At 72.1% G+C, this 22,319-nt stretch carries 21 protein-coding genes, 1 tRNA gene and 1 other RNA gene; 16 read left to right on the top strand and 7 right to left on the bottom strand.

Going from position 1 to position 22,319, the window contains the following annotated elements; translation table 11 throughout:
* Positions 1 to 5: 5 nt before the first annotated feature.
* An RNA gene (ffs, locus tag ACIA8F_RS01645) (signal recognition particle sRNA small type) lies at positions 6 to 104 on the bottom strand.
* A 140-nt stretch (positions 105 to 244) separates the two neighbouring features.
* Between ffs and ACIA8F_RS01640 the strand changes: the two genes are divergently transcribed.
* The 7 genes from ACIA8F_RS01640 (at position 245) to ACIA8F_RS01610 (ending at position 5,630) form a co-directional block, all read left to right on the top strand.
* Positions 245 to 332, top strand: a tRNA-Ser gene (locus ACIA8F_RS01640).
* A gap of 148 nt (positions 333 to 480) precedes the next feature.
* A complete protein-coding gene (locus ACIA8F_RS01635) occupies positions 481 to 1,161 on the top strand; it encodes a histone deacetylase (RefSeq protein ID WP_399376157.1) in 681 nt (226 codons plus the stop codon).
* 9 nt (positions 1,162 to 1,170) lie between these two features.
* Complete coding sequence (locus ACIA8F_RS01630; RefSeq protein ID WP_399376156.1) at positions 1,171 to 2,169, top strand: RNA polymerase sigma-70 factor; 999 nt, start codon at positions 1,171 to 1,173, stop codon at positions 2,167 to 2,169.
* A gap of 70 nt (positions 2,170 to 2,239) precedes the next feature.
* Entirely contained in the window at positions 2,240 to 3,016 is a 777-nt protein-coding gene (locus ACIA8F_RS01625) for an SDR family oxidoreductase (protein ID WP_399376154.1), read from the top strand.
* A 197-nt stretch (positions 3,017 to 3,213) separates the two neighbouring features.
* Entirely contained in the window at positions 3,214 to 4,914 is a 1,701-nt protein-coding gene (locus ACIA8F_RS01620) for an aspartate:alanine exchanger family transporter (protein WP_399376153.1), read from the top strand.
* A gap of 81 nt (positions 4,915 to 4,995) precedes the next feature.
* Positions 4,996 to 5,211, top strand: a complete 216-nt coding sequence (locus tag ACIA8F_RS01615) for a type II toxin-antitoxin system VapB family antitoxin (protein WP_399376152.1) — start codon at positions 4,996 to 4,998, stop codon at positions 5,209 to 5,211.
* Complete coding sequence (locus ACIA8F_RS01610) at positions 5,208 to 5,630, top strand: PIN domain nuclease (RefSeq protein WP_399376151.1); 423 nt, start codon at positions 5,208 to 5,210, stop codon at positions 5,628 to 5,630. Before ACIA8F_RS01615 ends, ACIA8F_RS01610 begins: the two co-directional genes overlap by 4 nt.
* 18 nt (positions 5,631 to 5,648) lie before the next feature.
* On the opposite strand, the gene ACIA8F_RS01605 is transcribed toward ACIA8F_RS01610, so the two are convergent.
* Positions 5,649 to 6,521, bottom strand: coding sequence for a universal stress protein (locus ACIA8F_RS01605; protein ID WP_399376150.1), 873 nt, complete (start codon positions 6,519 to 6,521; stop codon positions 5,649 to 5,651).
* A gap of 186 nt (positions 6,522 to 6,707) precedes the next feature.
* Between ACIA8F_RS01605 and ACIA8F_RS01600 the strand changes: the two genes are divergently transcribed.
* On the top strand, positions 6,708 to 7,109 hold the full coding sequence (locus ACIA8F_RS01600; protein WP_399376149.1) for a molybdopterin-binding protein: 402 nt from the start codon (positions 6,708 to 6,710) through the stop codon (positions 7,107 to 7,109).
* A gap of 28 nt (positions 7,110 to 7,137) precedes the next feature.
* Here ACIA8F_RS01600 and ACIA8F_RS01595 read toward each other — a convergent pair whose 3' ends face one another.
* Positions 7,138 to 8,622 carry a helix-turn-helix domain-containing protein gene (locus ACIA8F_RS01595; protein ID WP_399376147.1) on the bottom strand — a complete coding sequence of 495 codons (1,485 nt, stop codon included), beginning with the start codon at positions 8,620 to 8,622 and terminating at the stop codon, positions 7,138 to 7,140.
* Positions 8,623 to 8,865: 243 nt separating this feature from the next.
* Between ACIA8F_RS01595 and ACIA8F_RS01590 the strand changes: the two genes are divergently transcribed.
* Positions 8,866 to 9,702 (top strand): FAD binding domain-containing protein, encoded by an 837-nt coding sequence (locus ACIA8F_RS01590; protein ID WP_399376145.1) that lies wholly within the window; start codon positions 8,866 to 8,868, stop codon positions 9,700 to 9,702.
* Complete coding sequence (locus ACIA8F_RS01585; RefSeq protein WP_399376144.1) at positions 9,699 to 12,500, top strand: molybdopterin-dependent oxidoreductase; 2,802 nt, start codon at positions 9,699 to 9,701, stop codon at positions 12,498 to 12,500. The genes ACIA8F_RS01590 and ACIA8F_RS01585 overlap by 4 nt, the downstream gene beginning before the upstream one ends.
* A gap of 62 nt (positions 12,501 to 12,562) precedes the next feature.
* Here ACIA8F_RS01585 and ACIA8F_RS01580 read toward each other — a convergent pair whose 3' ends face one another.
* Positions 12,563 to 15,247, bottom strand: coding sequence for a PKD domain-containing protein (locus ACIA8F_RS01580; protein ID WP_399376142.1), 2,685 nt, complete (start codon positions 15,245 to 15,247; stop codon positions 12,563 to 12,565).
* A 198-nt stretch (positions 15,248 to 15,445) separates the two neighbouring features.
* On the opposite strand from ACIA8F_RS01580, the gene ACIA8F_RS01575 reads away from it, so the two are divergent.
* Together ACIA8F_RS01575 and ACIA8F_RS01570 are read left to right on the top strand one after the other, a co-directional pair.
* On the top strand, positions 15,446 to 15,892 hold the full coding sequence (locus tag ACIA8F_RS01575) for a molybdopterin-dependent oxidoreductase (protein ID WP_399376141.1): 447 nt from the start codon (positions 15,446 to 15,448) through the stop codon (positions 15,890 to 15,892).
* Between the two features lie 127 nt (positions 15,893 to 16,019).
* Positions 16,020 to 16,367, top strand: a complete 348-nt coding sequence (locus ACIA8F_RS01570) for a DoxX family protein (RefSeq protein ID WP_399376140.1) — start codon at positions 16,020 to 16,022, stop codon at positions 16,365 to 16,367.
* 22 nt (positions 16,368 to 16,389) lie between these two features.
* Here ACIA8F_RS01570 and ACIA8F_RS01565 read toward each other — a convergent pair whose 3' ends face one another.
* Entirely contained in the window at positions 16,390 to 17,202 is an 813-nt protein-coding gene (locus ACIA8F_RS01565; RefSeq protein ID WP_399376139.1) for a VOC family protein, read from the bottom strand.
* A gap of 108 nt (positions 17,203 to 17,310) precedes the next feature.
* Here ACIA8F_RS01565 and ACIA8F_RS01560 point away from each other — a divergent pair, with 108 nt between their 5' ends.
* Positions 17,311 to 17,982 carry an HhH-GPD-type base excision DNA repair protein gene (locus ACIA8F_RS01560; protein WP_399376138.1) on the top strand — a complete coding sequence of 224 codons (672 nt, stop codon included), beginning with the start codon at positions 17,311 to 17,313 and terminating at the stop codon, positions 17,980 to 17,982.
* 89 nt (positions 17,983 to 18,071) lie between these two features.
* Positions 18,072 to 18,548, top strand: coding sequence for a cupin domain-containing protein (locus tag ACIA8F_RS01555; RefSeq protein ID WP_399376137.1), 477 nt, complete (start codon positions 18,072 to 18,074; stop codon positions 18,546 to 18,548).
* Here the strand turns inward: ACIA8F_RS01555 and opcA are convergent.
* The gene (opcA, locus tag ACIA8F_RS01550) at positions 18,494 to 19,429 is read right to left on the bottom strand and encodes a glucose-6-phosphate dehydrogenase assembly protein OpcA (protein ID WP_399376136.1); all 936 of its coding nucleotides are present in this window, start codon (positions 19,427 to 19,429) and stop codon (positions 18,494 to 18,496) included. The genes ACIA8F_RS01555 and opcA overlap by 55 nt on opposite strands.
* Before the next feature lie 55 nt (positions 19,430 to 19,484).
* Positions 19,485 to 21,056 carry a helicase HerA-like domain-containing protein gene (locus tag ACIA8F_RS01545; protein WP_399376135.1) on the bottom strand — a complete coding sequence of 524 codons (1,572 nt, stop codon included), beginning with the start codon at positions 21,054 to 21,056 and terminating at the stop codon, positions 19,485 to 19,487.
* 88 nt (positions 21,057 to 21,144) lie between these two features.
* On the opposite strand from ACIA8F_RS01545, the gene ACIA8F_RS01540 reads away from it, so the two are divergent.
* Together ACIA8F_RS01540 and ACIA8F_RS01535 are read left to right on the top strand one after the other, a co-directional pair.
* Positions 21,145 to 21,441: a type II toxin-antitoxin system VapB family antitoxin gene (locus ACIA8F_RS01540; RefSeq protein ID WP_112446725.1), complete on the top strand. Its 297-nt coding sequence runs from the start codon at positions 21,145 to 21,147 to the stop codon at positions 21,439 to 21,441.
* Positions 21,442 to 21,586: 145 nt separating this feature from the next.
* The gene (locus ACIA8F_RS01535) at positions 21,587 to 22,231 is read left to right on the top strand and encodes a LytR C-terminal domain-containing protein (protein WP_399376133.1); all 645 of its coding nucleotides are present in this window, start codon (positions 21,587 to 21,589) and stop codon (positions 22,229 to 22,231) included.
* Positions 22,232 to 22,319 lie beyond the last annotated feature (88 nt).

Genomic DNA, 22,319 nt, shown 5'->3' with positions numbered 1-22,319 from the left:
CCGGAACGCAAAGCGCCCCCCACGCACCCGCCAGAGCCCACTTACCCTTGCTGCCTTCCGGCCCTGGGGGAGTTGGGTGAGATAGCGCCACGTGAGGGGCTGGCCCCACCCTAGCGGATGGAGGGCCCCGGAATCGAGCCGGACCCCGAGCCGGACCCCGAGCGGACCCGACCCGGACCTCCGCGCGGGTCCGCCCGACGATCACGTTCGCGAGCACCCCTCAACGTCTTGTATTGTTTGCCGCGGAGGATTCGCCTAGTGGCCTAGGGCGCACGCTTGGAAAGCGTGTTGGGGGCAACCCCTCACGAGTTCGAATCTCGTATCCTCCGCCATTGCTCTCACCGGGCAATAAGTCGAAGGGCCCCGCTGCTTGCAGCGGGGCCCTTCGACTTTCCCCGGGGCCTCCGGGATTCTTCCCGGGGTCTTCCCCTCCCCCAGCCCCACCCGCCTCCTCCCACCGCCCCGCAGGCGAGGAACCGCATGGTCGTCCACACCGCCGTTCCGCTCGGCGTCGAGGCCCCGAGGGCCGACGGGCGGGTCTGGTACGCCGCCTACGGCTCCAACATGCACGCCGCCCGGCTGGCCGCCTACATCGCCGGCGGGACACCGCCCGGCGCGGCGCGCTCCTATCCCGGCTGCCGGGACCGCCGGACGCCGGAGCGGTCGATCGCCGTCCGGCTCGACGGATGCCTCTACTTCGCCACCGAGTCCCCGGTGTGGACCGGGGGCAGGGGTTTCTACGATCCTTCGGCGCCGGGCAGCCTGCTGGGGCGCGCCCACCTCGTGACCGTCGGCCAGGTGTCGGACATCGCCGCGCAGGAGATGTACCGGGAGCCGGGGACCGACCTCGACCTCGCGAGGGTGCTGCGCGACGGCCGCGACACGGCGGGGGCCGGCCGGTACGAGACCCTGGTCTGCCCGGGAACGGTCGAAGGCATCCCCGTGCTGACCTTCACCGCCCCGTGGTCGCTGCGCGACGTCGAGCCGCGCCCGCCGTCCGCCGCGTACCTGCGGCACCTGGCCGGCGGCCTGCTGGAGTCGGGGCCGTGGCGGGAGCGGGAGATCTCCGACTACCTGTCCGCCTGCCCGGGCGCGAGCGGCCACTGGACACCGCGGCAGGTCCTCGACCTGCTCGCGGAGCGGGGCGGCGGCGGCCTTTAGCGTGGTGCCATGGACACGGCACAGGAGCCCACGGCTCAGCGGCTCACGGAACGCGAGCTCACGGAACGGGAGCACGCCGAACCGGAGCACGCCGAACGCGAGCTCACGGAACGGGAGCACGCCGCGCGGGAGTTCGAGACCCACCGGCCGCGGCTGTTCTCGCTGGCGTACCGGATGCTCGGCTCGGCGGCCGAGGCCGAGGACGCCGTGCAGGACGCGTACCTGCGCTGGCACGGGGCCGAGCCCGGCCGGGTGGCCGTGCCGGGCGCGTGGCTGGCCAAGGTGGTCACCAACCTGTGCCTGAACCGGCTCGGCTCCGCCCGGGTGCGGCGCGAGGAGTACTTCGGGCCCTGGATCCCGGAGCCGGTGGAGACCGGTTCCGGAGTGCTGGGTCCCATGGAGACGGCGGAACAGCGGGACGCGGTGTCGTTCGCCGTGCTGACGCTGATGGAGCGGCTGTCGCCGCCCGAGCGGGCCGCCCTGGTGCTGCGCGACGCCTTCGACTACAGCCACCGGGAGATCGCGGGCGTCCTCGACTGCTCGGAGGCGAACGCGCGCCAGCTCTACCGCCGGGCCGGGCAGCACCTGGCCGACGGCCGGGCCCGGTTCACCAGCTCGCGCGAGCAGGACGACGAGCTGCTCGCCCGGTTCCTGGCCGCCGCGTCCGGGGGCGCGATGGACCGGCTGGAGCAGCTGCTCTCCGAGCAGGTGGTCGTCTGGTCGGACGGCGGCGGCAAGGCGAGCGCGGCCAGACGACCGGTGGCCGGACGGGACAACGTGGCCCGTTTCCTGGTCGGACTCTTCTCCAAGTGGGTCAACGGCACGGAGATCTCCTTCGCCGAGGTGAACGGCGTGCCGGCGGTGGTCGGCCGGGCGGACGGCGAGCTGACCGCCTTCGGGGCGCTGGAGCTCGGCGAGGGCGGGATCACGGGCGTCCGGCTCGTGCTGAACCCGGACAAACTCGCCTTCCTCGCGACGCAGCTCCACGACCTGTCACAGAACGGCTGACCCGTCGGTTCTTCATCGGTGACGGCCGCCGCGACGGCGGCCGCAGCATCGGCGGGAAAGGCCGGAACTGATGGAGAACGACACGATCATGGTGACCGGGGCGACGGGGATGCTCGGCCGCGAGGTGCTGGAACGGGTCCGCCGCACCGGCCGCCCGGTCCGTGCGATCACCCGCAGGACGGCGCTGCCGGACGACGCCGGGGTGGACTGGTACACCGGCGACCTGGCCAGCGGGACCGGGCTCGACGAGGCGCTCGCGGGCGTCCGTACGGTCATCCACTGCGCGAGCGACATCCGGCACTTCGAGAACGACCTCCCCGGCTTCCGGCACCTGCTGGAAGCCGGGAAGCGGGCCGGGGTCGAGCACGTCGTCAACATCTCGATCGTCGGCGTCGACCGGATCCCGTACCCGTACTACCGGGTCAAGCTGGAGGGCGAGGAACTGCTCGCCTCCTCGGGGACCGGCTGGACCAACCTGCGCGCCACCCAGTTCCCGGCGCTGCTCGACTTCGCCCTCGGCGCCCTGTCCAAGCTCCCGGTGGTCCTCGTCCCCTCCGGCACCGACTGCCAGCCGGTCGACCCGGGCGAAGTGGCGGACCGGCTGGTCGAGCTGGCCCTCGGCGCCCCGGCCGGCCGGGTACCCGACTTCGCCGGCCCGGCCGTGCACCCCGCCACCCGCCTCGCCCGGGACTGGCTGCGCGCCGCCGGCAAGCACCGCGTCGTCCTGCCCGTCCGGGTCCCCGGCAAGGTCGGGGCCGCCTGGCGCGCCGGCCGTCTGACCGCCCCCGGGAACGCGGTAGGCCGGCGCACCTGGGAGGAGTACCTCGCCGAACGGTTCGCCCGCTGACGGGCACGGGCGGGCCGACGCGCATGGTCGGGCCGACGCGGACGGGCGGGCCGACGCCGAGGGATCGGCGGACGCGGACGGATCGGCCGACGCGGGCGGTACGGCGGATCGGCGGATCGGCGGATCGGTGCGGCGGCTGGACGTGCGGGGGGACAGACCGGCACATACCGTTTCCCGAGACGGCCGAGGAGGTGTGGATGGACTGGCTCCGGAACGAGATCTTCCGGCCCTACCCCGAGCTGCTGATCTTCCTGACCATCGCCGTCGGCTTCCTGCTCGGCCGCATCCGGTACAAGTCCATCGCCCTCGGCGCCGTCACCGGATGCCTCGTGGCCGGTCTGGTCATCGGCTCCCAGGCCAAGGTCGAGATCGACGGTCCGATCAAGTCCGTCTTCTTCCTCATGTTCCTCTTCGCCCTCGGCTACGACGTCGGCCCGCAGTTCTTCCGCGCCCTGCGCAAGGACGGACTCCCCCAGGTCGTCCTCGCCCTGATCGTCTGCGGCACCGGACTCGCCGCCGCCTGGGCCTTCGCCACCCTCGCCGGGTACGGGACCGGCCTCTCCGCCGGTCTGCTCGGCGGCGGCCTCACCCAGTCCGCCGTCATCGGCGTCGGCTCCGACGCCATCGCCCACCTGCCCGGCGTCAGTGCGGCCGAGGCCCGGGACCAGTCCCACCTGATCGCCGTCGCCTACGCGGTCACGTACCCCCTCGGAACGGTCCTGCCCGCGCTGCTCCTCGCCGGGATCCTGCCCCGCCTGCTGCGGCGGGACCTCGCGGAGGAGAGCGCCGTGCTCGCCGCCGACCTGGAGGCCGCCGAGGACGACCCCGACGCCGGGGAGGGCTACTACAAGCACGTGCTGCGCGCGTACGCCGTCGACGTCGAGGCCTTCGCCGGACGCACGATCGGGGACTTCGAGGCGGAGCAGAAGGCCGCCGGGCGGCGGCTCTACATCACCCGGCTGCGCCGCGGCGGGGAGATCCTGGAGCACACCGCGGCCACCCGCGTCGAGATCGGGGACATCCTGGCCGTCAGCGCGGTCCGCGGCGACCTCGTCGCGTACGACGCGCGCACGCACATCGGGATGGAGACGGACGACTTCGAGCTGCTCGCCTACCGCACCGAATCGCTGCACGTGGTCATCACCGACCGGAACCTCAGCGGACGCACCATCCGCACCCTGCGGCACGAGGAGTTCATGCCGGGCGTCTTCGTCGACGAGCACTGGCGGGCCGGCGCCGACCTGCGGGTGCGCCTCGACAGCACCGTGGAGCGGGGCGACACCCTCGTCCTCACCGGCCCGCGCAGCCGGGTGGAAGCGGCCGCGGCCGTGCTGGGCAAGCCGGTGCCGACCAGCTTCGCGACGGACATGGTGTGGATCGCCCTCGGGCTCTTCCTAGGCGGCTGCCTCGGCATCCCGGCGCTGCACGCGGCAGGTGCACCGCTGTCGCTGTCCACCTCCACCGGGGCGCTGCTGATGGGGCTGGTCTTCGGCTGGATCCGCAGCAAGTACCCGACGTACGGGAACCTGCCCTCGGCGGCGCAGTGGCTGATGGGCACGCTCGGGCTGTGCGTGTTCGTCACGGTCGTCGGCCTCAACGCCGGCCCGAGCTTCGTCCCGGGCCTGCGCGAAGCCGGCTGGCCGCTGCTGCTCTGGGGCGCCGCCGTGACGACCGTGCCGCTGCTGACCGGATTCGCCTACGGGCACTTCGTGCAGCGGCTCCCCCTCCCGATCCTGCTCGGCGCCCTGGCCGGAGCCCAGACCACGACGGCCGCCCTGGGCGCCCTGACGGAACGCGCACGCAGCCAGATCCCGGCCCTGGGCACGACGGTCCCGTACGCCCTGGGCAACGTCCTGCTGACGATGTGGGGGTCGGTGATCGTACTGCTGCGGCGGTAGGAGGCCCTCGGTGAAAGCTTCCCTGAAAGATACCTTGAAAGATACAATCGACATCCGAGTTGATATCAACGGAGGTGTCTCGTGAGCAGAACCGTGATCGACCTCGACGACGAGCTGCTTGCCGACGTCGCACAGGCGCTCGGCACCAGCACCAAGAGGGACACCGTGAACACCGCCCTGCGCGAGGTGCTGGAGACCAGGCGGCGGGCCCTGGCCCTGACCCGGCTCCGTGCAGCCGCCGCCGATGGCGCCTTCGACCTGGACCTTCTTGACGACAAGGGGAACTACCGGCGGTGAGCGCTGCCCAATTCCTCATCGACACGAGCGCGTTGGCCCGGCTCATGTGGGGTGACGCCGAACAGTACGGGTGGGACCAGGCCGCGGCAGCCGGGCTCATCGCCACCTGTCCGATCACCGAGCTGGAGTTCTTCTACAGCGCCCGGTCCGCCGAGGACCGCATCCGAGGCATCGAGGAAATGCGTCGGCTGTTCGGCTGGGTGCCGGTCGACGACCGCGCCTACACCCGGGCCTGGCAGGTACAGGAACTGCTGACCCGGCGGGGACAGCACCGCAGCGCCGGCGCCGTGGACCTCGTCGTCGCCGCGACCGCGGAACTGCAGGGACTGACCCTCCTGCACCGCGACCGCGACTTCGAGTGCATCGCGGCGGTCACTGGCCAAGCCCTCCAGTGGTACGGACCGGCCGCTGACAAGTAGGAACAGCGGCCGGACGGCCTAGCCGTGGGGAATCAGGGCCACCGGGCTGTGGGCGTGGTGGGCCGCCGCGTGGTCCGTGGGGCCCATGCCGTGGAGGGGGCGGTGGTGGCGGCGGCCCACGACCAGGAGGTCGGCCCCCGCGGACTCCTGCAGCAAGAGCTCCGCCGGATCTCCGGCACGGGTCACGCACGTGGCCGCCACCCCCGGGTGGCGGGCGCCAGCCGCGGCCACCGCCGCTTCGAGCGGCTCCGGGGCGGCCGGGCCCCCGGGCACGGCGTGCAGGGCGCGCAGCGGGAGGGCGTGCCGCGCCGCCCAGGCGTACGCGAAGTCGAGGACCGCGGCGTAGTCGCCCGCCGGGTCCACCCCGACGACGACCCCGCGTCCGTGCGGCGCGTGCTCGGCGGGTTCCCGTACCAGGACGACGGGGACCTCGGCGCGCCCCGCGACGTGCAGCGCGGTGGAGCCGAGCCGCGGAACGACGTGGTGTTCCTCGCCGCCGGCGCCGAGCACGATCAGCCCGGCGTTCGACCGGGCGGCCGCCCGCGGGATCTCGTTGCCCGGTCCGCCCTCGGCGGTGGACGCGTCCACGGTCAGGCCCCGGTGGGCGGTGCGGAGTTCCTCGGTGAAGGCGGAGAGCACGGTCCGCGCCGCGGACTCGTTCGCGCCGAGCACGGGCTGGAACTCCGGGGAGATCGGCTGGACGGTCGGCCAGGCGTGGCCCACGTGGAGCAGCCGCAGCGGCGCCCCGGCCGCGAGGGCCTCGCGGGCGGCCCACCGGGCGGCGGCGAGGCTCCGGGGCGAGCCGTCGAACCCGACCAGCACCGGGAGGACGGGGAGGACGGGGAGGTCGGGGAGGTCGGGAGGGGTGGGCTGGGCTGACGGGACGGACATCGGCGGCACCCTTCGTTCACATGGCCCGTTCGCGTGGCTTTCGCCTGCTTTGGCGGTTTGTGTTCGCCCTTACGACGCTACGCCCCTCGGGGTGTTTGTCCGGTGCGGGAGGTCCGGGAGGTCCGGGAGATCCGGGAGCCGCTCCGACCGGCCTGCCAGGGCCGGACAGCCCCTACGCTTTCGGGCGTGCCGTCGTACTCGATAGGGCAGGCTGCCGGTCTGCTGTGCGTGAGCCCCGAAACCGTCCGCCGCTGGGCCGACGGGGGGCGGCTGCCCGCCCGGCGGTCGCCCGACGGGGTCCGGACCGTCGACGGGGCGGCCCTCGCCGCCTTCGCCAAGGAACGGGCCGCCGGTCTGCATCCGGTGCCGGAGAAGGGCGCGGCCACGTCCGTGCGCAATTCCTTCGCCGGGATCGTCACCGCCGTCCGGGTCGACGAGGTCGCGGCCCTGGTCGAGGTGCAGTCGGGCCCGTACCGGCTGGTCTCCGTGGTGACCCGGGAATCGGTGGAGGAGCTCGGCATCGCGGTCGGGGTCAGCGTGACGGCCCGGGTGAAGTCCACGGACGTCCACATCGACCTGGCCTTCTGACCGGCCAGCCGCAAAAAGGCCCCGCCGGCTAGCAGCGCAGTGCCGCGTACAGGTCCAGCTTGTGGTCGAGGCGCGACAGGTCGCGGCCGGTCAGCGCCTCCACCCGCTCGATCCGGTAGTGGACCGTGTTCACGTGCAGGTGCAGCGCCTCCGCCGTGCGCGTCCACGAGCAGTTGTTCGCGAGGAACACCTCCAGGGTCTCGCGGAGCATCCCGTCCCCGAGCGAGCCCAGCGTCCGCGTCCCGAACACCCCGCGGACCTCCGGCGGGACCCCGGACAGCAGCTCGGCCAGGGTGTCCAACTGCTCGACCCCGCGGACCGCGACCGTCTCGTCGGCCGCCGTCAGGGCGAAGCGCGCCTGGCACAGTGACGCGCGTAGCCCCTCCGCCGAAGCCGTCCGCGCGCCCACGCCGAGCCGCAGGTCGGCCCCCGGCTCGGCGCACGCCTGGAGCAGCGGCCATACGGCGCGCAGCCGGTCGGCGAGATCGGCGGCGGTCCCGCCCGCGGCGCCCGCCCCGGCATCGGCTCCGTCGGGGCCCTCGTACAGCACCGCCCCGCCCGGGCCCGCCGCCCACCGGGCACCCTCCAGGTGCCCCAGCGCCTCCGCCAGGGCGTCCCCGTCGGTCGCGGTCACCACGCGGTACGGGCCTCCCGCGGGCAGTCCGGCCGTCTGGAGGGCGGCGGCGAGGAGGTCCGGTTCGGCCTCGGCCGCCACCAGGGCGAGCAGGTCGCGTCCGGCGTCCCGGCGCGCGGCCACCCGGCGGGCCGTGCCGTCGCGGTACTGGGCGAAGACCTCGGCGATCTCGTGGAGCACCCGCGGCGGCGCCGCGTCCGCGTCCGGGACGTGCAGCAGCCAGGCGTCGTAGGGGGAGCTCTCGGCCTCGACTCCGAGCGAGACCCCGCCCTTCGCGGCGGAGGCGGCCCGCTGCGCCGGGATCGCGGGCGCGGACGCGGTACGGGCCACCGTGCGGCCGCTCGTGGTCAGCAGGTAGCAGGGCAGCCGGCCCAGGTGCGCGCACGCCCGGTCCAGCAGCTCGGCCGGCCCGGCCCCGCCCTCAAGGAGCCGGCTGAGCTCGCTGCGCACGTTCTCGGGAAGCGCGAAGTGCCGGGTCGGGCGGCGGCTGAGGTCGCCCCACTGGCGCAGGTACACCGCTTCGGTGACGGCCCGGAAACTGGTCCGCGCGGGCACCGCCACCAGCGGCATCCGGTGGGCCCGGCAGGCGGCGACGAGTTCCTCGGGCACCCCGCCGTGGGTCTCCTCCCCGGCCAGCAGCGCCCGCGCTCCGGCGTCCGCGAGGGCGGCGACGAAACGGTCGGTCCTGGCGGCGGCGGAGGCCCCCGGACGCCACCACACGAGGCCGCTGAGCACCAGCTCGCCGGGGCCCAGGAACCGGCCCGGGTCCTCCAGGTCGGTGGCGGTCACCCCGCTGACCTCCTGGCCGAGAAGGGACTGCTCGCCCCACAGCAGGGTGAGGCCGAGGTTGTCGGACTGGAGTAGGTCGAGGACATGCATGGCGGGGACTCCTTGCGGCGGGTGGCAGCCCACAATCGCGAGGCGAATATGAGGATTGCCATGGTAAATGCAAGGGCAACCCTTCGAACAGCCTCTTGGATGATTCACCAGGGACGCCCCGTCGGCCCTGGTGTTTTTCCGTGCCGGGGACCAGTCGTCCCCGACCCCGGCCCGTTGTTTCACTGAGCTGGACGACGAAAAGCGATCAAAACAGCGAGACGACGACGGAAAGGATGGCGGGAAATGGACCTCAATACGGTGCTCGACGTACGCGACGCACGCCGCCGCGAACCCTGGCGTCCGGGTGACGCCTGGCTCGGTGGCGGGACGTACCTCTTCTCCGAGCCCCAGCCCCACATCCGCCGTCTCGTCGACCTCTCCCGGATGGGCTGGCCGCCGCTGTCCTGGCAGCCCGACGGCTCCCTCGACATCGCCGCCACCTGCACCATCACCGAGCTGTCCCGCTTCGCCCGGACCCTGCCCACCACGGCCGCACCGCTCTTCGAACAGTGCTGCCGGGCCTTCCTCGCCAGCTTCAAGATCTGGAACATGGCGACCGTCGGCGGCAACCTCTGCAACGGCCTCCCCGCCGGCCCGATGGTCTCCCTGACCGCCGCCCTCGACGGCACCGTCCTGCTCCAGGGCCAGGACGGCTCCACCCGCCGCATGCCCGTCACCGAGTTCATCCGCGGAGCCGGCGTCAAGGACCTGCGCGACGGCGAGCTGCTGCGCTCGATCCGGCTCCCCGCCCGCGCCCTGGACTCCCGTACTGCCTTCCGGCAGGCCTCCCTCTACGGTCTCGGCCGCTCCGGCGCCCTCGTCATCGGCGCCTACGACCCCCAGGACGGCTCCCTCGCCGTCACGGTCTCGGCCGCCACCACCCGCCCCTTCCGGTTCTGGTTCGCGCTGCCGCCCACGGCCGCCGAGCTGCGCCGGACCATCGACGACACCGTCCGGCCCGACGAGTGGTACGACGACATCCACGGACTGCCCGCCTGGCGGCGTCACATGGGCCTGCGCCTCGCGGAGGAGGTCCGCCGCGAACTGACCGGCGACGACGCTCCGGAGGGACCGCGATGACCCAGAGCAGCAGCGGCAACAGCAGCGGCTACGAGATCGACATCAACAGACAGCGGTTCACCGAGGAGCCCCGCCCCGGCCAGTGCCTGCGCACCTACCTCCGCGACCGCGGCTGGTTCGGCGTGAAGAAGGGCTGCGACCAGGGCGACTGCGGAGCCTGCACGGTCCACGTCGACGGGCAGCCCGTCCACAGCTGCCTCTACCCGGCCGTACGCGCCGAGGGCCGCGCCGTCACCACCGTCGAGGGGCTCTGCTCGCCCGGCGGCGAACTCCACCCCGCCCAGCAGCAGTTCCTCGACGCCCAGGGCTTCCAGTGCGGCTTCTGCACCGCCGGATTCCTGATGACCACCTCCGCCCTCCAGGCCGAGCGGGGCACCGCCCACGACGACGGCAAGCTCGACGACCTCCCCCGCGCCTTCAAGGGCAACATCTGCCGTTGCACCGGCTACCGCGCCATCGAGGACGCCGTACGCGGTGTGAAGCACGTCGAAGCCCCCGAGGCGGGCCAGGCCGTCGGCAAGTCCCTCGGCGCACCGGCCGGCCCGCAGGTGGTCACGGGCACGGCCCGCTACACCTTCGACGTCAGCGTCCCCGGCCTGCTCCACATGAAGCTGCTGCGCTCCCCGCACCCGCACGCCCGCATCGTCTCCATCGACACCACGGACGCCCTCCAGGTCCCCGGCGTGCACGCGGTCCTCACCCACCACGACGCCCCCGACCACCTGTACTCCAGCGCCCGGCACGAGCACCCCACCGAAGACCCGATGGACACCCGCGTCCTGGACGACGTGGTCCGCTTCGTCGGCCAGCGCGTGGCGGCCGTCGTCGCCGACTCCGAGCAGGCCGCCGAGGAGGGCTGCCGCCGCGTGGTCGTCACGTACGAGGAACTCCCGTACGTCATCGACCCGGAGCAGGCCATGCTGCCCGGCGCGCCCGTCCTGCACCCCAAGGGGCCCGAGTCGGGGATCTTCCGCGCCGAGAACAACGTGTGCGGGGAGGTCCACAACACCATCGGCGACATGGAGAAGGGGTACGCGGAGGCGGACCTCGTCTACGAGGAGACCTTCCAGACGCAGCGCGTGCAGCACGCCAGCCTGGAGACCCACGGCAGCGTCGCGTACTTCGAACCGAAGGAGGAGGGCGACGGCGAGCGCATCACCGTCCGCTCCTCCACCCAGGCGCCGTTCCTGACCCGGCGGGCCCTGTGCGCCCTCTACGGCCTGGGCGAGGACGAGGTCCGCGTCGTCGCCGGCCGCGTGGGCGGCGGGTTCGGCGGCAAGCAGGAAATGCTGACCGAGGACATCGTGGTCCTCGCCGCCCTGAAGCTGCGGCGCCCGGTGAAACTCGAGTTCACCCGGGCCGAGCAGTTCTACGGGGCCACCACCCGCCACCCCTTCAAGATCACCGTCAAGATCGGCGCCAAGAAGGACGGCACGCTCACCGCGCTGCGCATCCGGGTCCTGTCCAACACCGGCGCCTACGGGAACCACGGCCCGGCCGTCATGTTCCACAGCGTCGGCGAGTCCTTCGCGGTCTACAAGGCGCCCAACAAGGAGGTGGAGGCGTACTCCGTCTACACCAACGGCGTACCGGCGGGCGCCTTCCGCGGCTACGGCCTCGGCCAGGTCCTCTTCGCCGTCGAATCGGTCATGGACGAGCTCGCCGTCCGGCTCGGCATGGACCCCCTCGCCCTGCGCGAGAAGAACGTCATCGGCCCCGGCGACCACATGGTGACCCCGATCGGCCACGAGGAGGACCTCTTCATCGCCTCGTACGGCATGAAGCAGTGCATGGACGTCGTCCGCAAGGCCATCGCCCAGGACCGCAGCCACGAGGACGTGCCCGAGGGCTGGCTCACCGGCCAGGGCACGGCGGTCGCGATGATCGCGACCGGCCCGCCCGGCGGCCACTACGCCGACGCCCGGATCAGCCTGCTGCGCGACGGCACGTACGACATCGCGGTGGGCACGGCCGAGTTCGGCAACGGCACCACCACCGTCCACAAGCAGATCACCGCCGGTGCGCTGAACACCACGGTGGACCGGATCACCGTCCGCCAGTCGGACACGGACGTGGTCCGCCACGACACCGGCGCCTTCGGGTCGGCCGGCACGGTGGTGGCGGGCAAGGCCGTGATGCTGGCCGCCGACTCCCTCGCGGAACGCCTCAAGACCTTCGCGGCCCGCCACACGGGCGTGGCCCGGCACCTGTGCACGCTGGGGGCCGAGGCCTTCGTCTGCGCGGGCCGGACCGTCACCCTCAAGGAGCTCTACGAGGCCGCGTACGACAAGGGCAAGCTCGAAGAGATCGCCGCCGACGGCCACTGGGGCGGCTCCCCCCGCTCCGTGGCCTTCAACGCCCAGTGGTTCCGGATCGCCGTCGACCCGGACACCGGCGAGATGAAGATCCTGCGCTCCGTCCACGCGGCCGACGCCGGCAAGGTCATGAACCCGATGCAGTGCCGCGGCCAGGTCGAGGGCGGCGTGGCCCAGGCACTGGGCGCCACCCTCTTCGAGACGGTACGGGTGGACGACCGCGGGGAGGTCACCACGGCCGCCTTCCGCCGCTACCGCCTCCCGCAGTACGCGGACGTCCCGCGCACCGAGGTCCACTTCATGGAGACCTCGGACTCCATCGGCCCGCTCGGCGCCAAGTCCATGTCCGAGAGCCCCTTCAACCCGGTGGCCCCCGCCTTCGCGAACGCCCTGCGCGATGCGACCGGGATCCGCTTCACGGAGATGCCGGTCACCCGGGACGTGGTCTGGCAGAAGATCCACGAAGCGGGCGGCCGGCCCTGAAACGCCGGTGGGGCAGCTCCGGCGGAGCTGCCCCACGGAATTCGGTGCGCGGCGGGGGGGGGCTAGCCCTGCGTGAAGTAGCCGAGGAGGTCGGTGATCACGTGGTTGGGGCCGCCGTGGCTGTTGAAGATGCTGACCTTGCCGCCGGGGCCGACGGGGGTCGTCACGTGGTTCGGGACGGTGATGCCCGGCAGCGTGTTGAGGCTGCTCGCGCCGGGGCGGGTGGCTCCGAATCCGTACGCGGTGAGGAAGCCCGGGCCGTTGGAGTCGGTCGCGGTGATGTTCAGGACCGCGCCGACGGCGTTCGCCGGGAGCCCGGAGACCGTGGTGGTGGCGCCCGGGGCGACCTTGCCGGTGGTGCGGCTGTCCGCGAGGCGCTGGGGGACCACCGGGGTGAAGAGGGCCTTGCCGTCCTTGCCGTAGTAGCCCACCGCGTCCAGGACCAGGTGCGTCGAACCCGTGTTGGTGAAGAGGGTGATGGTGCCGTTCGGGCCGACCGGGACGACGGCCTGGTTGGACTTGTCCTTGCCCGGCTCCACGTTCAGGTTCGAGGTGGCCGGACGCTTCGCCGGGTCCGGGTAGGCGATGACGTGGGCCGGCTGCGTCGCACCCGTGCCCGTCAGGTTCAGCGCGACCGCCTTGGCGTCCGCCGGGATGCCGTTGACTCCGGCCACCTTCACGGTGCGGGTCTTGCCGCCGGGCAGCGCTCCGCCGGTCGTACGGGTGTCCAGGACGCGGGTCGGGGCGAGCGGGGAGAAGCGCTCGCCGGCGTTCGGCTGGTAGTAGCCGACGAAGTCCACGATCAGGGAGGCGCTGCCGGAGTTCAGCTGGGCCTGGATCCTTCCGTCCGCGCCCACCGGGACGGTGACCGTGTTGGACGAGGTCTCGCCCGCGCGGACGTTCACGTTCGACGTCGACGGCCTCGGCAGGCCGGAGGCCCAGACGGTCAGGTGGGTGTCCTGGGTGGCATCGGTCACGGTCACGTTCAGGACGGCCGAGGCCATGCTCCGCGAGAGCGGCTGCCCCGAGGCGCCACCGCCGAGCGGCAGGTCCACGGGGGTGACCGCCCCGCCCTTGACCGGGGTCTTGGCGGTGCGGGTGTCCAGCAGGCGGAAGGGCTCGGTGGCCACGTAGCCCGACGCCGCGTAGTCCACCTGGACGGTCTTGGCGACCGAGGACTTCACGCCCTCCTCGTTCTCCACGGTGACCTTCACCTCGTAGGCGCCGGGCGCCTTGTAGGTGTGGTCGAGCGTGTCGGCCCGGACGAGCCTTTCGCCGGACCCGTCACCGAAGTCCACGGCGAGGAACCGGACCTTCTCGGACGGCTCCGTGCCCGTGAAGTCGAACCGCGTGGTCAGCGGGGCGACCCGCGGCGCGGACGGGAGGGTCGAGTCCGGGAGGCCCGGCGCGGCCGTGAAGTCCGCCGCCAGCGCCTCGGCGACGGGGGAAGCGGAGCCGTGGATGTCCGGGGTGCCCGCGTACCGCAGTCGCACGTAGCCCTGCGCCCCGTCGGGCAGCGTCGTGTCGATCTGCGCTTCCGCGTTGGCGCCGGGCCGGGTCGCGACCTCCACGCTCCTGACCGTGCTCCAGCCCGTCCTGCCGTCCGCCGAGGTCTGGACGTCCGCCGTCAGCGAGGTGACACCGGCCGGGATCTCGCCCCGCCCGAACCGGCCCCTCACCGTGACCTTCTTGTTCCGGTCCACCGCGACGTCCAAGCCGGAGAAGGCGGTACCGGCCGTCGTGTCCAGCTGCACGTGGTCGTCGGCCTCCACCCACGTGGCGCCGAAGATCCCCCACCATTCGTCCTTGCGGAACTCGGGGGACGCGGTGAAGTGACCCGCGTCGTCGGTGCTGACCCACTGGCCGGCGTCGGTCTTCAGGCCGACGCCGGCGGGGGCCGGCTTCCACGTCCCGTCGTCGGCCTGCCAGGTGACGGTGCCCCCGGCCTTGCCCTGCGTTCCGTACGGGCCGGTCAGGGTCGGGGTGTCCAGGCTGATGCGTCCGGGTACGGAGGTCACGGGAACCCGTACGGACTCCGACTCCTTGAGACCGTTCGCCTCGACCTCGAGGGGGACGCTCGCGTGCGGCATGTCCTCGTGGTCCTCGCCCTCGTGGTCGCGGCCGGACAGCGTGACGCGGGACTCGAAGCGGCCCTGTGCGTCGGCCGTGAGTCTCGTGGAGCCGGTGGAGGTCTTCGCCGTGAGCGCGCCGCCCGCGAAGGGTTTCCGCGACCCGTCACGGGGGTCGAAGAGCCACAGCTTGCCCGAGACCGTCGTGTCCGGATGCGCGAGCGACACCTCGTTCGAGGAAGCCAGGTGCGTGAGGGAGGGCGAGATCTGATAGTTCAGCGTCGCCCGGTCCTTGTGGAGGACGCTCTCGCCCCGGGTGCCGTCGTACTCCACGTCGACGCTGTACTCGCCGAGCGCGGCAAGCTTCAGCGATCCGGTCGTGAGGGGAAGCCATCCCGTGAGGTCGTCCTCGCAGGACGGCGAGCAGATCTCGCCGGGAACCGCGGTGAACTTCGTGATGGTGGCGACCCGTTCGGCCGTGTTCTTCTTGCGCAGGTGGACCTTGAGGTTCTTGGGATCGTCACCGGTGGTGGGGAAGTCCAGGACCACCGACCCGTTGTTCTCCGTGTACGTGGTGAACGAGGGGTAGGGATCGTCCGCGTGGGCCGCCGTCGGTACGGCCAGTACGGCAGCCATGGCCGTCGCCGTGCACAGCACGGCGCTGATGCGCTTGTTCATGTGTCCCCCCGAGATCTGCTCCACCGTCACAGGGGAGACCTCCCGTCCCGCCGCATGGTTGTACGGGGGGCAGGGGGAGTTCGGCGATCCGAATCTGCCAGGCAGAATCGACGATCAACTACACAAGTGCGGCTCATATCAAGCTATGAACCTTGCAGACAAGGTTCCCGGAAGCCTGCCGCCGGGCATGTACGACGCATGGCCAAACTCATGCTGCACGGAGACCTGGACCACCCGGCGACGCTCAGCGTCGCGGATCTGCGGGACTGGGCACAGCACCGGGCCGCGGTCACGTTCGACTGCGCGACGAACGGTCCGCAGCACCATGTGTTCGAGGGCCCGTTGCTCCGGGAGGTCGTCTCGGACGCCGGCCCGTCCTTCGACGCCCGCCGCCGCAAGGACCGTTCGCGGTTCCTGCTCGCCGTGACCGGCGGGGACGGGCACCATTCGATGCTGTCCTGGGCCGAGTTGGACGCCGACTTCGGCGCGAGCCCGGTACTCCTGGCGACCCGTCTCGACGGCGAGGACCTCGACGAGGCGGGTGCTCAGCTGGTCGTCCCCTCGGACCGGTGCGGGGCGCGCTACGTCAGCGCCGTCACGCACGTGTGGTTCGGCGCGCTGTCGCCGCCGAGCCTGGGGCTGTGACCACCCGATCGGCCGGCGAAGATCTCCGGGATTCCTCCCGGATTCCTGTCACACCCGGGCGGCGGCGCGGGTCAGTGCGGTGAGGACGGAAAAACCACCGTCCGCACCGCCTACCGGGGAGTCCCTCATGCAGATCGCCGCCACCGTCGTCACCGTCCTCGCCGCCGCCATGTCGGGCTTCTCGGGGTACTCGCTCCTGCGCCGCGCCCCCTGGGTCGTGGAGGCCATGGAGCAGTACGAGGTCCCCCGGGCCTGGTGGAACCCGCTCGGGGCGGCCAAGTCCGCCGGAGCCCTGGGCCTGCTGGCCGGGTTCTTCGTGCCGGCCCTCGGCATCGCCGCCGGCATCGGCCTGGTCCTCTACTACACCGGCGCCGTGATCACCGTGCTCCGGGCCCGGGCGTACGCCCACGTCCCCTTTCCGGTGATCTACATGGCCCCGGTCGTCGCCGCCTTCGCCCTCGGCTTCGCCGCGTAGGCGGACCCGTCAGGCGGACCCGTCAGGCGAACTTCGGCATCTCGCCGGCCGTCTTCGACACGTCGATCACGGCGAAGGCCGCGCCCTGCGGGTCCGCGACCGCCGCGAAGCGGCCGAAGGGGCTGTCCATCGGACCGAAGTGCAGCTTGCCGCCGTGCGCCCGGGTCTTGGCGACCGCCTCGTCGCAGTCCGGTACGGCGAAGTAGACCTGGACGTACGAGGGGATCTCCGGCGGGAAGTCGCTGCCCATGTTCATCCGGCCCAGCACCGGATTCTCCGGGCCGTCCAGGCTGAAGACCTTGAAGTCCATCCCGGCCGCCTCGGGGTCGTCGCCGAGGTCCATCTGCTGGGTTCCGTACGGGAAGACCTGCGGGAGGAACGCGTCCGGCTTGGCCACGTCGCGCGAGAAGAACTCGGCCCAGCAGTACGCACCCGGCTCGCCCATCTTTTCGAAGCCCTTGTGGTCTCCCGGCTGCCAGACACCGAAGACGGCGCCGCTCGGCTCCTGCGCGATGGCCATCGAGCCGAAGGAGCCGACCTGCATCGGCTCCATCAGGACCTGGCCGCCGGCCGCCTTGATCTTCGCCGCCGTGGCCTCCGCGTCGGGCGAGGCGAGGTAGAGACACCATTGCGACTGGCCCTCGGCCCCCGGCATCGGCGGCACCACGGCCGCGACGGCCTTGCCGTCGGAGTAGGCCTGCGTGTAGTTCCCGTACTCGCTGCTGGACTCGCCGAAGGTCCAGCCCAGCACATCGGCGTAGAAGGTCTTGGCGCCCTCCAGATCGGAGAACATGGCGTCCACCCAGCAGGGCGCGCCTTCGGTGAACTCAGTCATGATCGATCGACTCCTGTGTCGTGTACGACGTGACCCGTCTCGTTACTCACGCTAGGCGCGGGGTCCGACAATCGCGCGGGGAGCAGCGCCGCGCGGGACCCTGGAGTCATGGACAACAGGGACGACAGGGACGACAGGGACAACAAAGAAACAGCCGTCACCATCCGGCTCGCGCAGCAACCGGAGGCCGACGAGCTGCTCGGGCGCAGCCCGCTGGCCGCGCTGGTCGGGATGCTGCTGGACCAGCAGGTACCCATGGAATGGGCCTTCTCGGGGCCCTACACGATCGCCCGGCGGCTCGGCTCCGACGACCTGGACGCGCACGCGATCGCCGCCTACGACCCGGAGGCCTTCGCGGCGCTGCTCTCCGAGAAGCCGGCCGTGCACCGCTATCCGGGCTCCATGGCGAAGCGGGTGCAGCAGCTGTGCGCGTACCTGGTGGAGCACTACGAGGGGGACGCGGCGGCGGTATGGGCCGACGCGGCCACGGGCACCGAGCTGCTGGCACGGCTGCGGGCACTGCCCGGCTTCGGGGAGCAGAAGGCGCAGATCTTCCTGGCGCTGCTCGGCAAGCGGTTCGGGGTGCGGCCGCGCGGCTGGCGCGAGGCGGCCGGCGGGTACGGCCCGGCGAACGTCTACCGGTCGGCGGCCGACATCACCGGCCCGGAGTCGCTGGCCAGGGTGCGGGCGCACAAGCAGGAGGCGAAGGCCGCCGCGAAGGCCGGGCAGGGCGCGGAGGCCGGCAAGCCCGGGAAGCCCGGGAAGCCCGGGAAGGCCTAGAAGGGGCCCACCAGCCCTTCCCGCAAACGGAATTGGCGGTTCGGGCGCGTGCCCGTCCGTTGTCAGACCCGGCCCCTAAACTCGTGATCATGACTGAGAACCTGACCCGCGCCGCCACTGCCGAGATCATCTCCGACGGTCCCGGCAGCCTGATCACGCTGCTCACGGACACCGCCGAGCTCACCTGCAACACGGCCACCTTCGAGGTCGGCGCGGCGGGTGCCCCGGTTCACTTCCACACCAAGGCGACCGAGTTCTTCCACGTCACGGACGGCACGCTCGACGTCCTGCTCGGCGACGAGATACACACCCTCACCAAGGGCGACTTCCTCGCCGTGCCCCCCGGCGTGAAGCACGCCTTCGCCCCGGCCGCGGACAGCACCGCCGAGGTCTTCGTCGGCTTCACGCCCGGCATGGGCCGCTTCGACTACTACCGGCTGCTCGGCCGGGTCCGGGCCGGCGAGGCCACCGTGCAGGACATCATCGACAGCCAGCCCGTCTACGACAACCACTACGCGGAGAGCGAGGCCTGGGCCGGCCGCCTGAAGCGCAGCGCCGAGGCGTAGATCTCGTCGGCGTCGAGCCGTCGCAGTTCCTCCGCTATCAGCTCGGCGCTGCTGCGGATCTTCAGCGCCACCTTGCGGTCGGGGCTGCCCGGCAGGAGCAGGGTGGCCAGGACCCCGTCCGGGCGGTCCACGCGGATCTCCCCGGCCGTGGTCGTGAGCCGGACCCGGGTGATGACCGGGCCCGCGGTCTCCACCCGCTCCACGGGCACGCCGAGCCGGTCCTCCAGCCAGCGGGCCAGCAGCTCGGAGCTCGCGTTGCCGGGCTCGCTCTCCACGGCCGCGCCCGTCACCGGGAGCGGCTTCTGGTCCAGGGCGGCGGCCAGCAGCGAGCGCCACGGGGTGAGCCGGGTCCAGGCCAGGTCGGTGTCCCCGGGCTCGTAGGCACCGGCCCGGGCGTCGAGCGCGGCGACCGGGTCGGCGGCCGCCTCGGCGTCCGTGATCCGGCGCTGCGCGAGCGCGCCCAGCGGATCCCGGCCGGGGGCGTCCGGGGCCTCGGCCGGCCACCAGGCCACCACGGGCGCGTCCGGCACCAGCAGCGGGAGCACCACGGAGCCCGCGTGCTCGATGAGCGTCCCGTGCAGCCGGAGCAGCACGATCTCCCCGGACCCGGCGTCGGCGCCGACCCGCAGCTCGGCGTCGAGCCGGTTCTGGCGCAGCCGGTGCGAGCCGCGCGCGGTGCGCTTGATCACCGCGATGATCCGGCAGGGGTGCTCCCGCGAGGCCTCGGAGGCCGCGCGGACGGCGTCGTAGGCGTTCTCCTCGTCCGTGGCGACGAGGAGGTTGAGCACGAGCCCCATCGTGGGGCTCCCGACGGCCCGTCGCGCGTCGAGCAGGGCCTTGTTGACCTTGCTGGAGGTCGTATCGGTGAGTTCGGTCCGCATGCTCCGAGTCTCGCAGGCCGGACGGGGCCCCAGCTACGGAATCCGGCGGGCGGTGTCAGCGGCGCCGCCTGGCCGTGCCGAAGATGGACCGGGAGATCTCGCGGCCCAGCTGCGTACCGATCGACCTGGCCAGGGAGCGGAACAGCCCGCTGCCCACCACCTGTTCCGCCAGCGAGGGGTCCGGCTTCGGCGCCGCCTTCGCGGCCGCCTTCGCCTGCTTCTCCGCCTCCGCCGCGGCCGCCGCCGCCTCGGCCTCGGCCTCCGCGGCCGCCTGCTCGGCGCTGATCTTCTCGTACGCCGACTCGCGGTCGATCGGCTCCGCGTACCGCGAGTAGAGCAGCGAGGACTTCACCGCCTGGTCGAGCGCGGCCGCGTCGACCGGCCCCATCAGCGACTGCGGGGCCCGCAGCCGGGTCGCCGCCACCGGCGTCGGCGCACCGTTCTCGCTGAGCACCGTGATCACCGCCTCGCCCGTGCCCAGCCCGGTCAGCAGCTCCTCCAGGTCGTAGGCGGAGTTCGGGAAGGTCTTCACCGTCGCCTTCAGCGCCTTCGCGTCGTCCGGGGTGAAGGCGCGCAGCGCGTGCTGCACCCGGTTGCCCAGCTGCGCCAGCACGTCGGCCGGCACGTCCTTGGGGGTCTGGGTGACGAAGAAGACGCCGATTCCCTTGGAGCGGATCAGCCGGACCGTCTGCGTGATGGCTTCGAGGAAGGCTTTCGAGGCCCCGTTGAACAGAAGGTGCGCCTCGTCGAAGAAGAAGACGAGCTTGGGCTTCTCCAGGTCGCCGACTTCCGGAAGGTCGCTGTACAGATCCGCCAGCAGCCACATCAGGAAAGTGGAGAACAGCTGCGGTTTGTCCTGCACCGCCGGGAGCTCCAGTACCGAGACCAGACCGCGCCCGTCCGCCGCCGTTCGGAGGAATTCACTGGTGTCGAATTCGGGCTCGCCGAAGAATTCCGCGGCCCCCTGCTGCTCGAAGGCGGTGAGCGCCCGCAGGATCACCCCGGCGGTCACCGTCGAGAGTCCGCCGATCCCCTTGAGCTCCGGTTTTCCCTTGTCCGACACGAGGAAGGCAACGACCGCCCGCAGGTCCTTGAGGTCGATCAGCTCCAGTCCCTTGCTGTCGGCGTAGTGGAAGATCAGCCCCAGGGACTGCTCCTGCGTCTGGTTGAGCTGGAGCACCTTGGACATCAGGACCGGGCCGAAGCTCGTCACGGTGGACCGGAGCGGGATTCCGGGGCCGATCCCGCCGAGCGAGTAGAACTCGCTGGGGAATCCGGCGCCCTCCCATTCCTGGGCCACGTCCTTGGCCCGCTCCTCGATCTTGTCGTTGGGCGCGCCGGGCGCGGAGATCCCGGAGACGTCGCCCTTGATGTCCGCGAGGAAGACCGGGACGCCGTTGGCCGACAGCTGCTCGGCGATGAGCTGCAGGGTCTTGGTCTTGCCGGTTCCGGTGGCTCCCGCGACCAGTCCGTGCCGGTTGAGCATCGACAGCGGGATGCGGATCTGGTGCTCCGGCAGGCAGGCCCCGTCCCAGAGCAGGGCCCCGAGATCGAGCGCGGGTCCGGTGAAGGCGTACCCCGCGGCGATCTGGCCGGCAGGGGACGCGGGGTCGGTGCTCTGGCTCATATATCACTCCCGAAATAGCACTATTTGCCACCTTTGCACCGTCATCGCAAGGCTGCGCCCGCAGGCCCCTGCCCGGTAGGCTTTCCGTGTGATCTTCAAGCGCATCGGAAATAGGCGGCCGTACCCCGACCACGGCAGGGAAACCACCCGGCAGTGGGCGGATGTCGCCCCGCGCCCGGTCCGGCTCGACCAGCTTGTGACCACCAAGGGCCAGCTCGACCTCGAAACGCTGCTCGCCGAGGACTCGACCTTCTACGGGGACCTCTTCGCCCACGTCGTGAAGTGGCAGGGCGACCTGTACCTCGAGGACGGCCTGCACCGCGCCGTCCGCGCCGCGCTCCAGCAGCGCCAGGTCCTGCACGCGCGCGTCCTCGAACTGGGCTGATTCCCCGCACCGGGCCGTTCCGCGCACCGGAACGTCCCCCCTCGCCGGGTGCCGGATAGGTCCCGGTTGCGCCTTTCGGGTCAGTCTTGCCCTATCAACAGATGATTCAGTGGGCATCGGCAGTGGTCGGCATTACGCTGCGCACATGAGCATGCTCACTCCCCCTGGCATGGGCGGAAAGTACAAGGTCACGGGAGCGGCTTACCCCCGCATGACCCGCCCTCGACGCCGCCGCCGGATCGTCCTCGTGGTGCTCGGATCGATCATCGGGCTCGCCCTGATCGCGTACGGGGCCGTGCAGCTCATCGACGTCTTCGGCGGTGACGCGAACAAACGCAAGACGGCCGCCGCGGCCAAGAACTGCGCCACCCCCGCCCCCAAGGCGGGCTCCGCGGCCTCCGCGGCGCCGCAGGTCGCGCTCCCGGCGCCCGGCGGGATCACGGTCAACGTCTACAACGCGACCCCGCGCGCGGGCCTCGCCAAAGCCGTGGGCGATGAGCTCAAGAGCCGCGGCTTCACCATCGGCAAGGTCGGCAACGCCCCCGCCGACTTCGACAAGAAGGTCCCCGGGGCCGGGATACTGGTCGGCTCGCCGACCACGGACAAGGCCGCCTTCTCCGTCCTCGGTACCAACCTCGCCGGCGCCATCCAGCAGACCGACACCCGCGAGAGCGCGGACATCGACCTGATCCTGGGCGACGCCTTCAAGGAGCTCACGCCGAAGGCCGACGCGGACAAGGCCCTGGCCGCCCTGGCCAACCCCCAGCCCGCTCCCGCCAAGAAGTGCTGACCGGCTGAGACCGACCGGACGGCCGGAAGGCCCGGCCCCCCGAAGGGGACCGGGCCTTCCCGTATCTCCGCGCCGCGCCGCGCCGCTC

This window comes from Streptomyces sp. NPDC051563 (assembly GCF_044454225.1).
Taxonomy (GTDB): domain Bacteria; phylum Actinomycetota; class Actinomycetes; order Streptomycetales; family Streptomycetaceae; genus Streptomyces.
This window is presented reverse-complemented; position numbering and strand designations above follow the sequence as displayed.

What these genes read in the sequence shown, in the direction of transcription:
- ACIA8F_RS01635 (WP_399376157.1), top strand. Translation starts at nt 481, where the DNA reads ATGGTCGTCCACACCGCCGTTCCGCTCGGCGTCGAGGCCCCGAGGGCC.
- ACIA8F_RS01630 (WP_399376156.1), top strand. Translation starts at nt 1,171, where the DNA reads ATGGACACGGCACAGGAGCCCACGGCTCAGCGGCTCACGGAACGCGAG.
- ACIA8F_RS01625 (WP_399376154.1), top strand. Translation starts at nt 2,240, where the DNA reads ATGGAGAACGACACGATCATGGTGACCGGGGCGACGGGGATGCTCGGC.
- ACIA8F_RS01620 (WP_399376153.1), top strand. Translation starts at nt 3,214, where the DNA reads ATGGACTGGCTCCGGAACGAGATCTTCCGGCCCTACCCCGAGCTGCTG.
- ACIA8F_RS01605 (WP_399376150.1), bottom strand. Translation starts at nt 6,521, where the DNA reads ATGTCCGTCCCGTCAGCCCAGCCCACCCCTCCCGACCTCCCCGACCTC.
- ACIA8F_RS01595 (WP_399376147.1), bottom strand. Translation starts at nt 8,622, where the DNA reads ATGCATGTCCTCGACCTACTCCAGTCCGACAACCTCGGCCTCACCCTG.
- ACIA8F_RS01590 (WP_399376145.1), top strand. Translation starts at nt 8,866, where the DNA reads ATGGACCTCAATACGGTGCTCGACGTACGCGACGCACGCCGCCGCGAA.
- ACIA8F_RS01585 (WP_399376144.1), top strand. Translation starts at nt 9,699, where the DNA reads ATGACCCAGAGCAGCAGCGGCAACAGCAGCGGCTACGAGATCGACATC.
- ACIA8F_RS01580 (WP_399376142.1), bottom strand. Translation starts at nt 15,247, where the DNA reads ATGAACAAGCGCATCAGCGCCGTGCTGTGCACGGCGACGGCCATGGCT.
- ACIA8F_RS01575 (WP_399376141.1), top strand. Translation starts at nt 15,446, where the DNA reads ATGGCCAAACTCATGCTGCACGGAGACCTGGACCACCCGGCGACGCTC.
- ACIA8F_RS01570 (WP_399376140.1), top strand. Translation starts at nt 16,020, where the DNA reads ATGCAGATCGCCGCCACCGTCGTCACCGTCCTCGCCGCCGCCATGTCG.
- ACIA8F_RS01565 (WP_399376139.1), bottom strand. Translation starts at nt 17,202, where the DNA reads ATGACTGAGTTCACCGAAGGCGCGCCCTGCTGGGTGGACGCCATGTTC.
- ACIA8F_RS01560 (WP_399376138.1), top strand. Translation starts at nt 17,311, where the DNA reads ATGGACAACAGGGACGACAGGGACGACAGGGACAACAAAGAAACAGCC.
- ACIA8F_RS01555 (WP_399376137.1), top strand. Translation starts at nt 18,072, where the DNA reads ATGACTGAGAACCTGACCCGCGCCGCCACTGCCGAGATCATCTCCGAC.
- opcA (WP_399376136.1), bottom strand. Translation starts at nt 19,429, where the DNA reads ATGCGGACCGAACTCACCGATACGACCTCCAGCAAGGTCAACAAGGCC.
- ACIA8F_RS01545 (WP_399376135.1), bottom strand. Translation starts at nt 21,056, where the DNA reads ATGAGCCAGAGCACCGACCCCGCGTCCCCTGCCGGCCAGATCGCCGCG.
- ACIA8F_RS01535 (WP_399376133.1), top strand. Translation starts at nt 21,587, where the DNA reads ATGAGCATGCTCACTCCCCCTGGCATGGGCGGAAAGTACAAGGTCACG.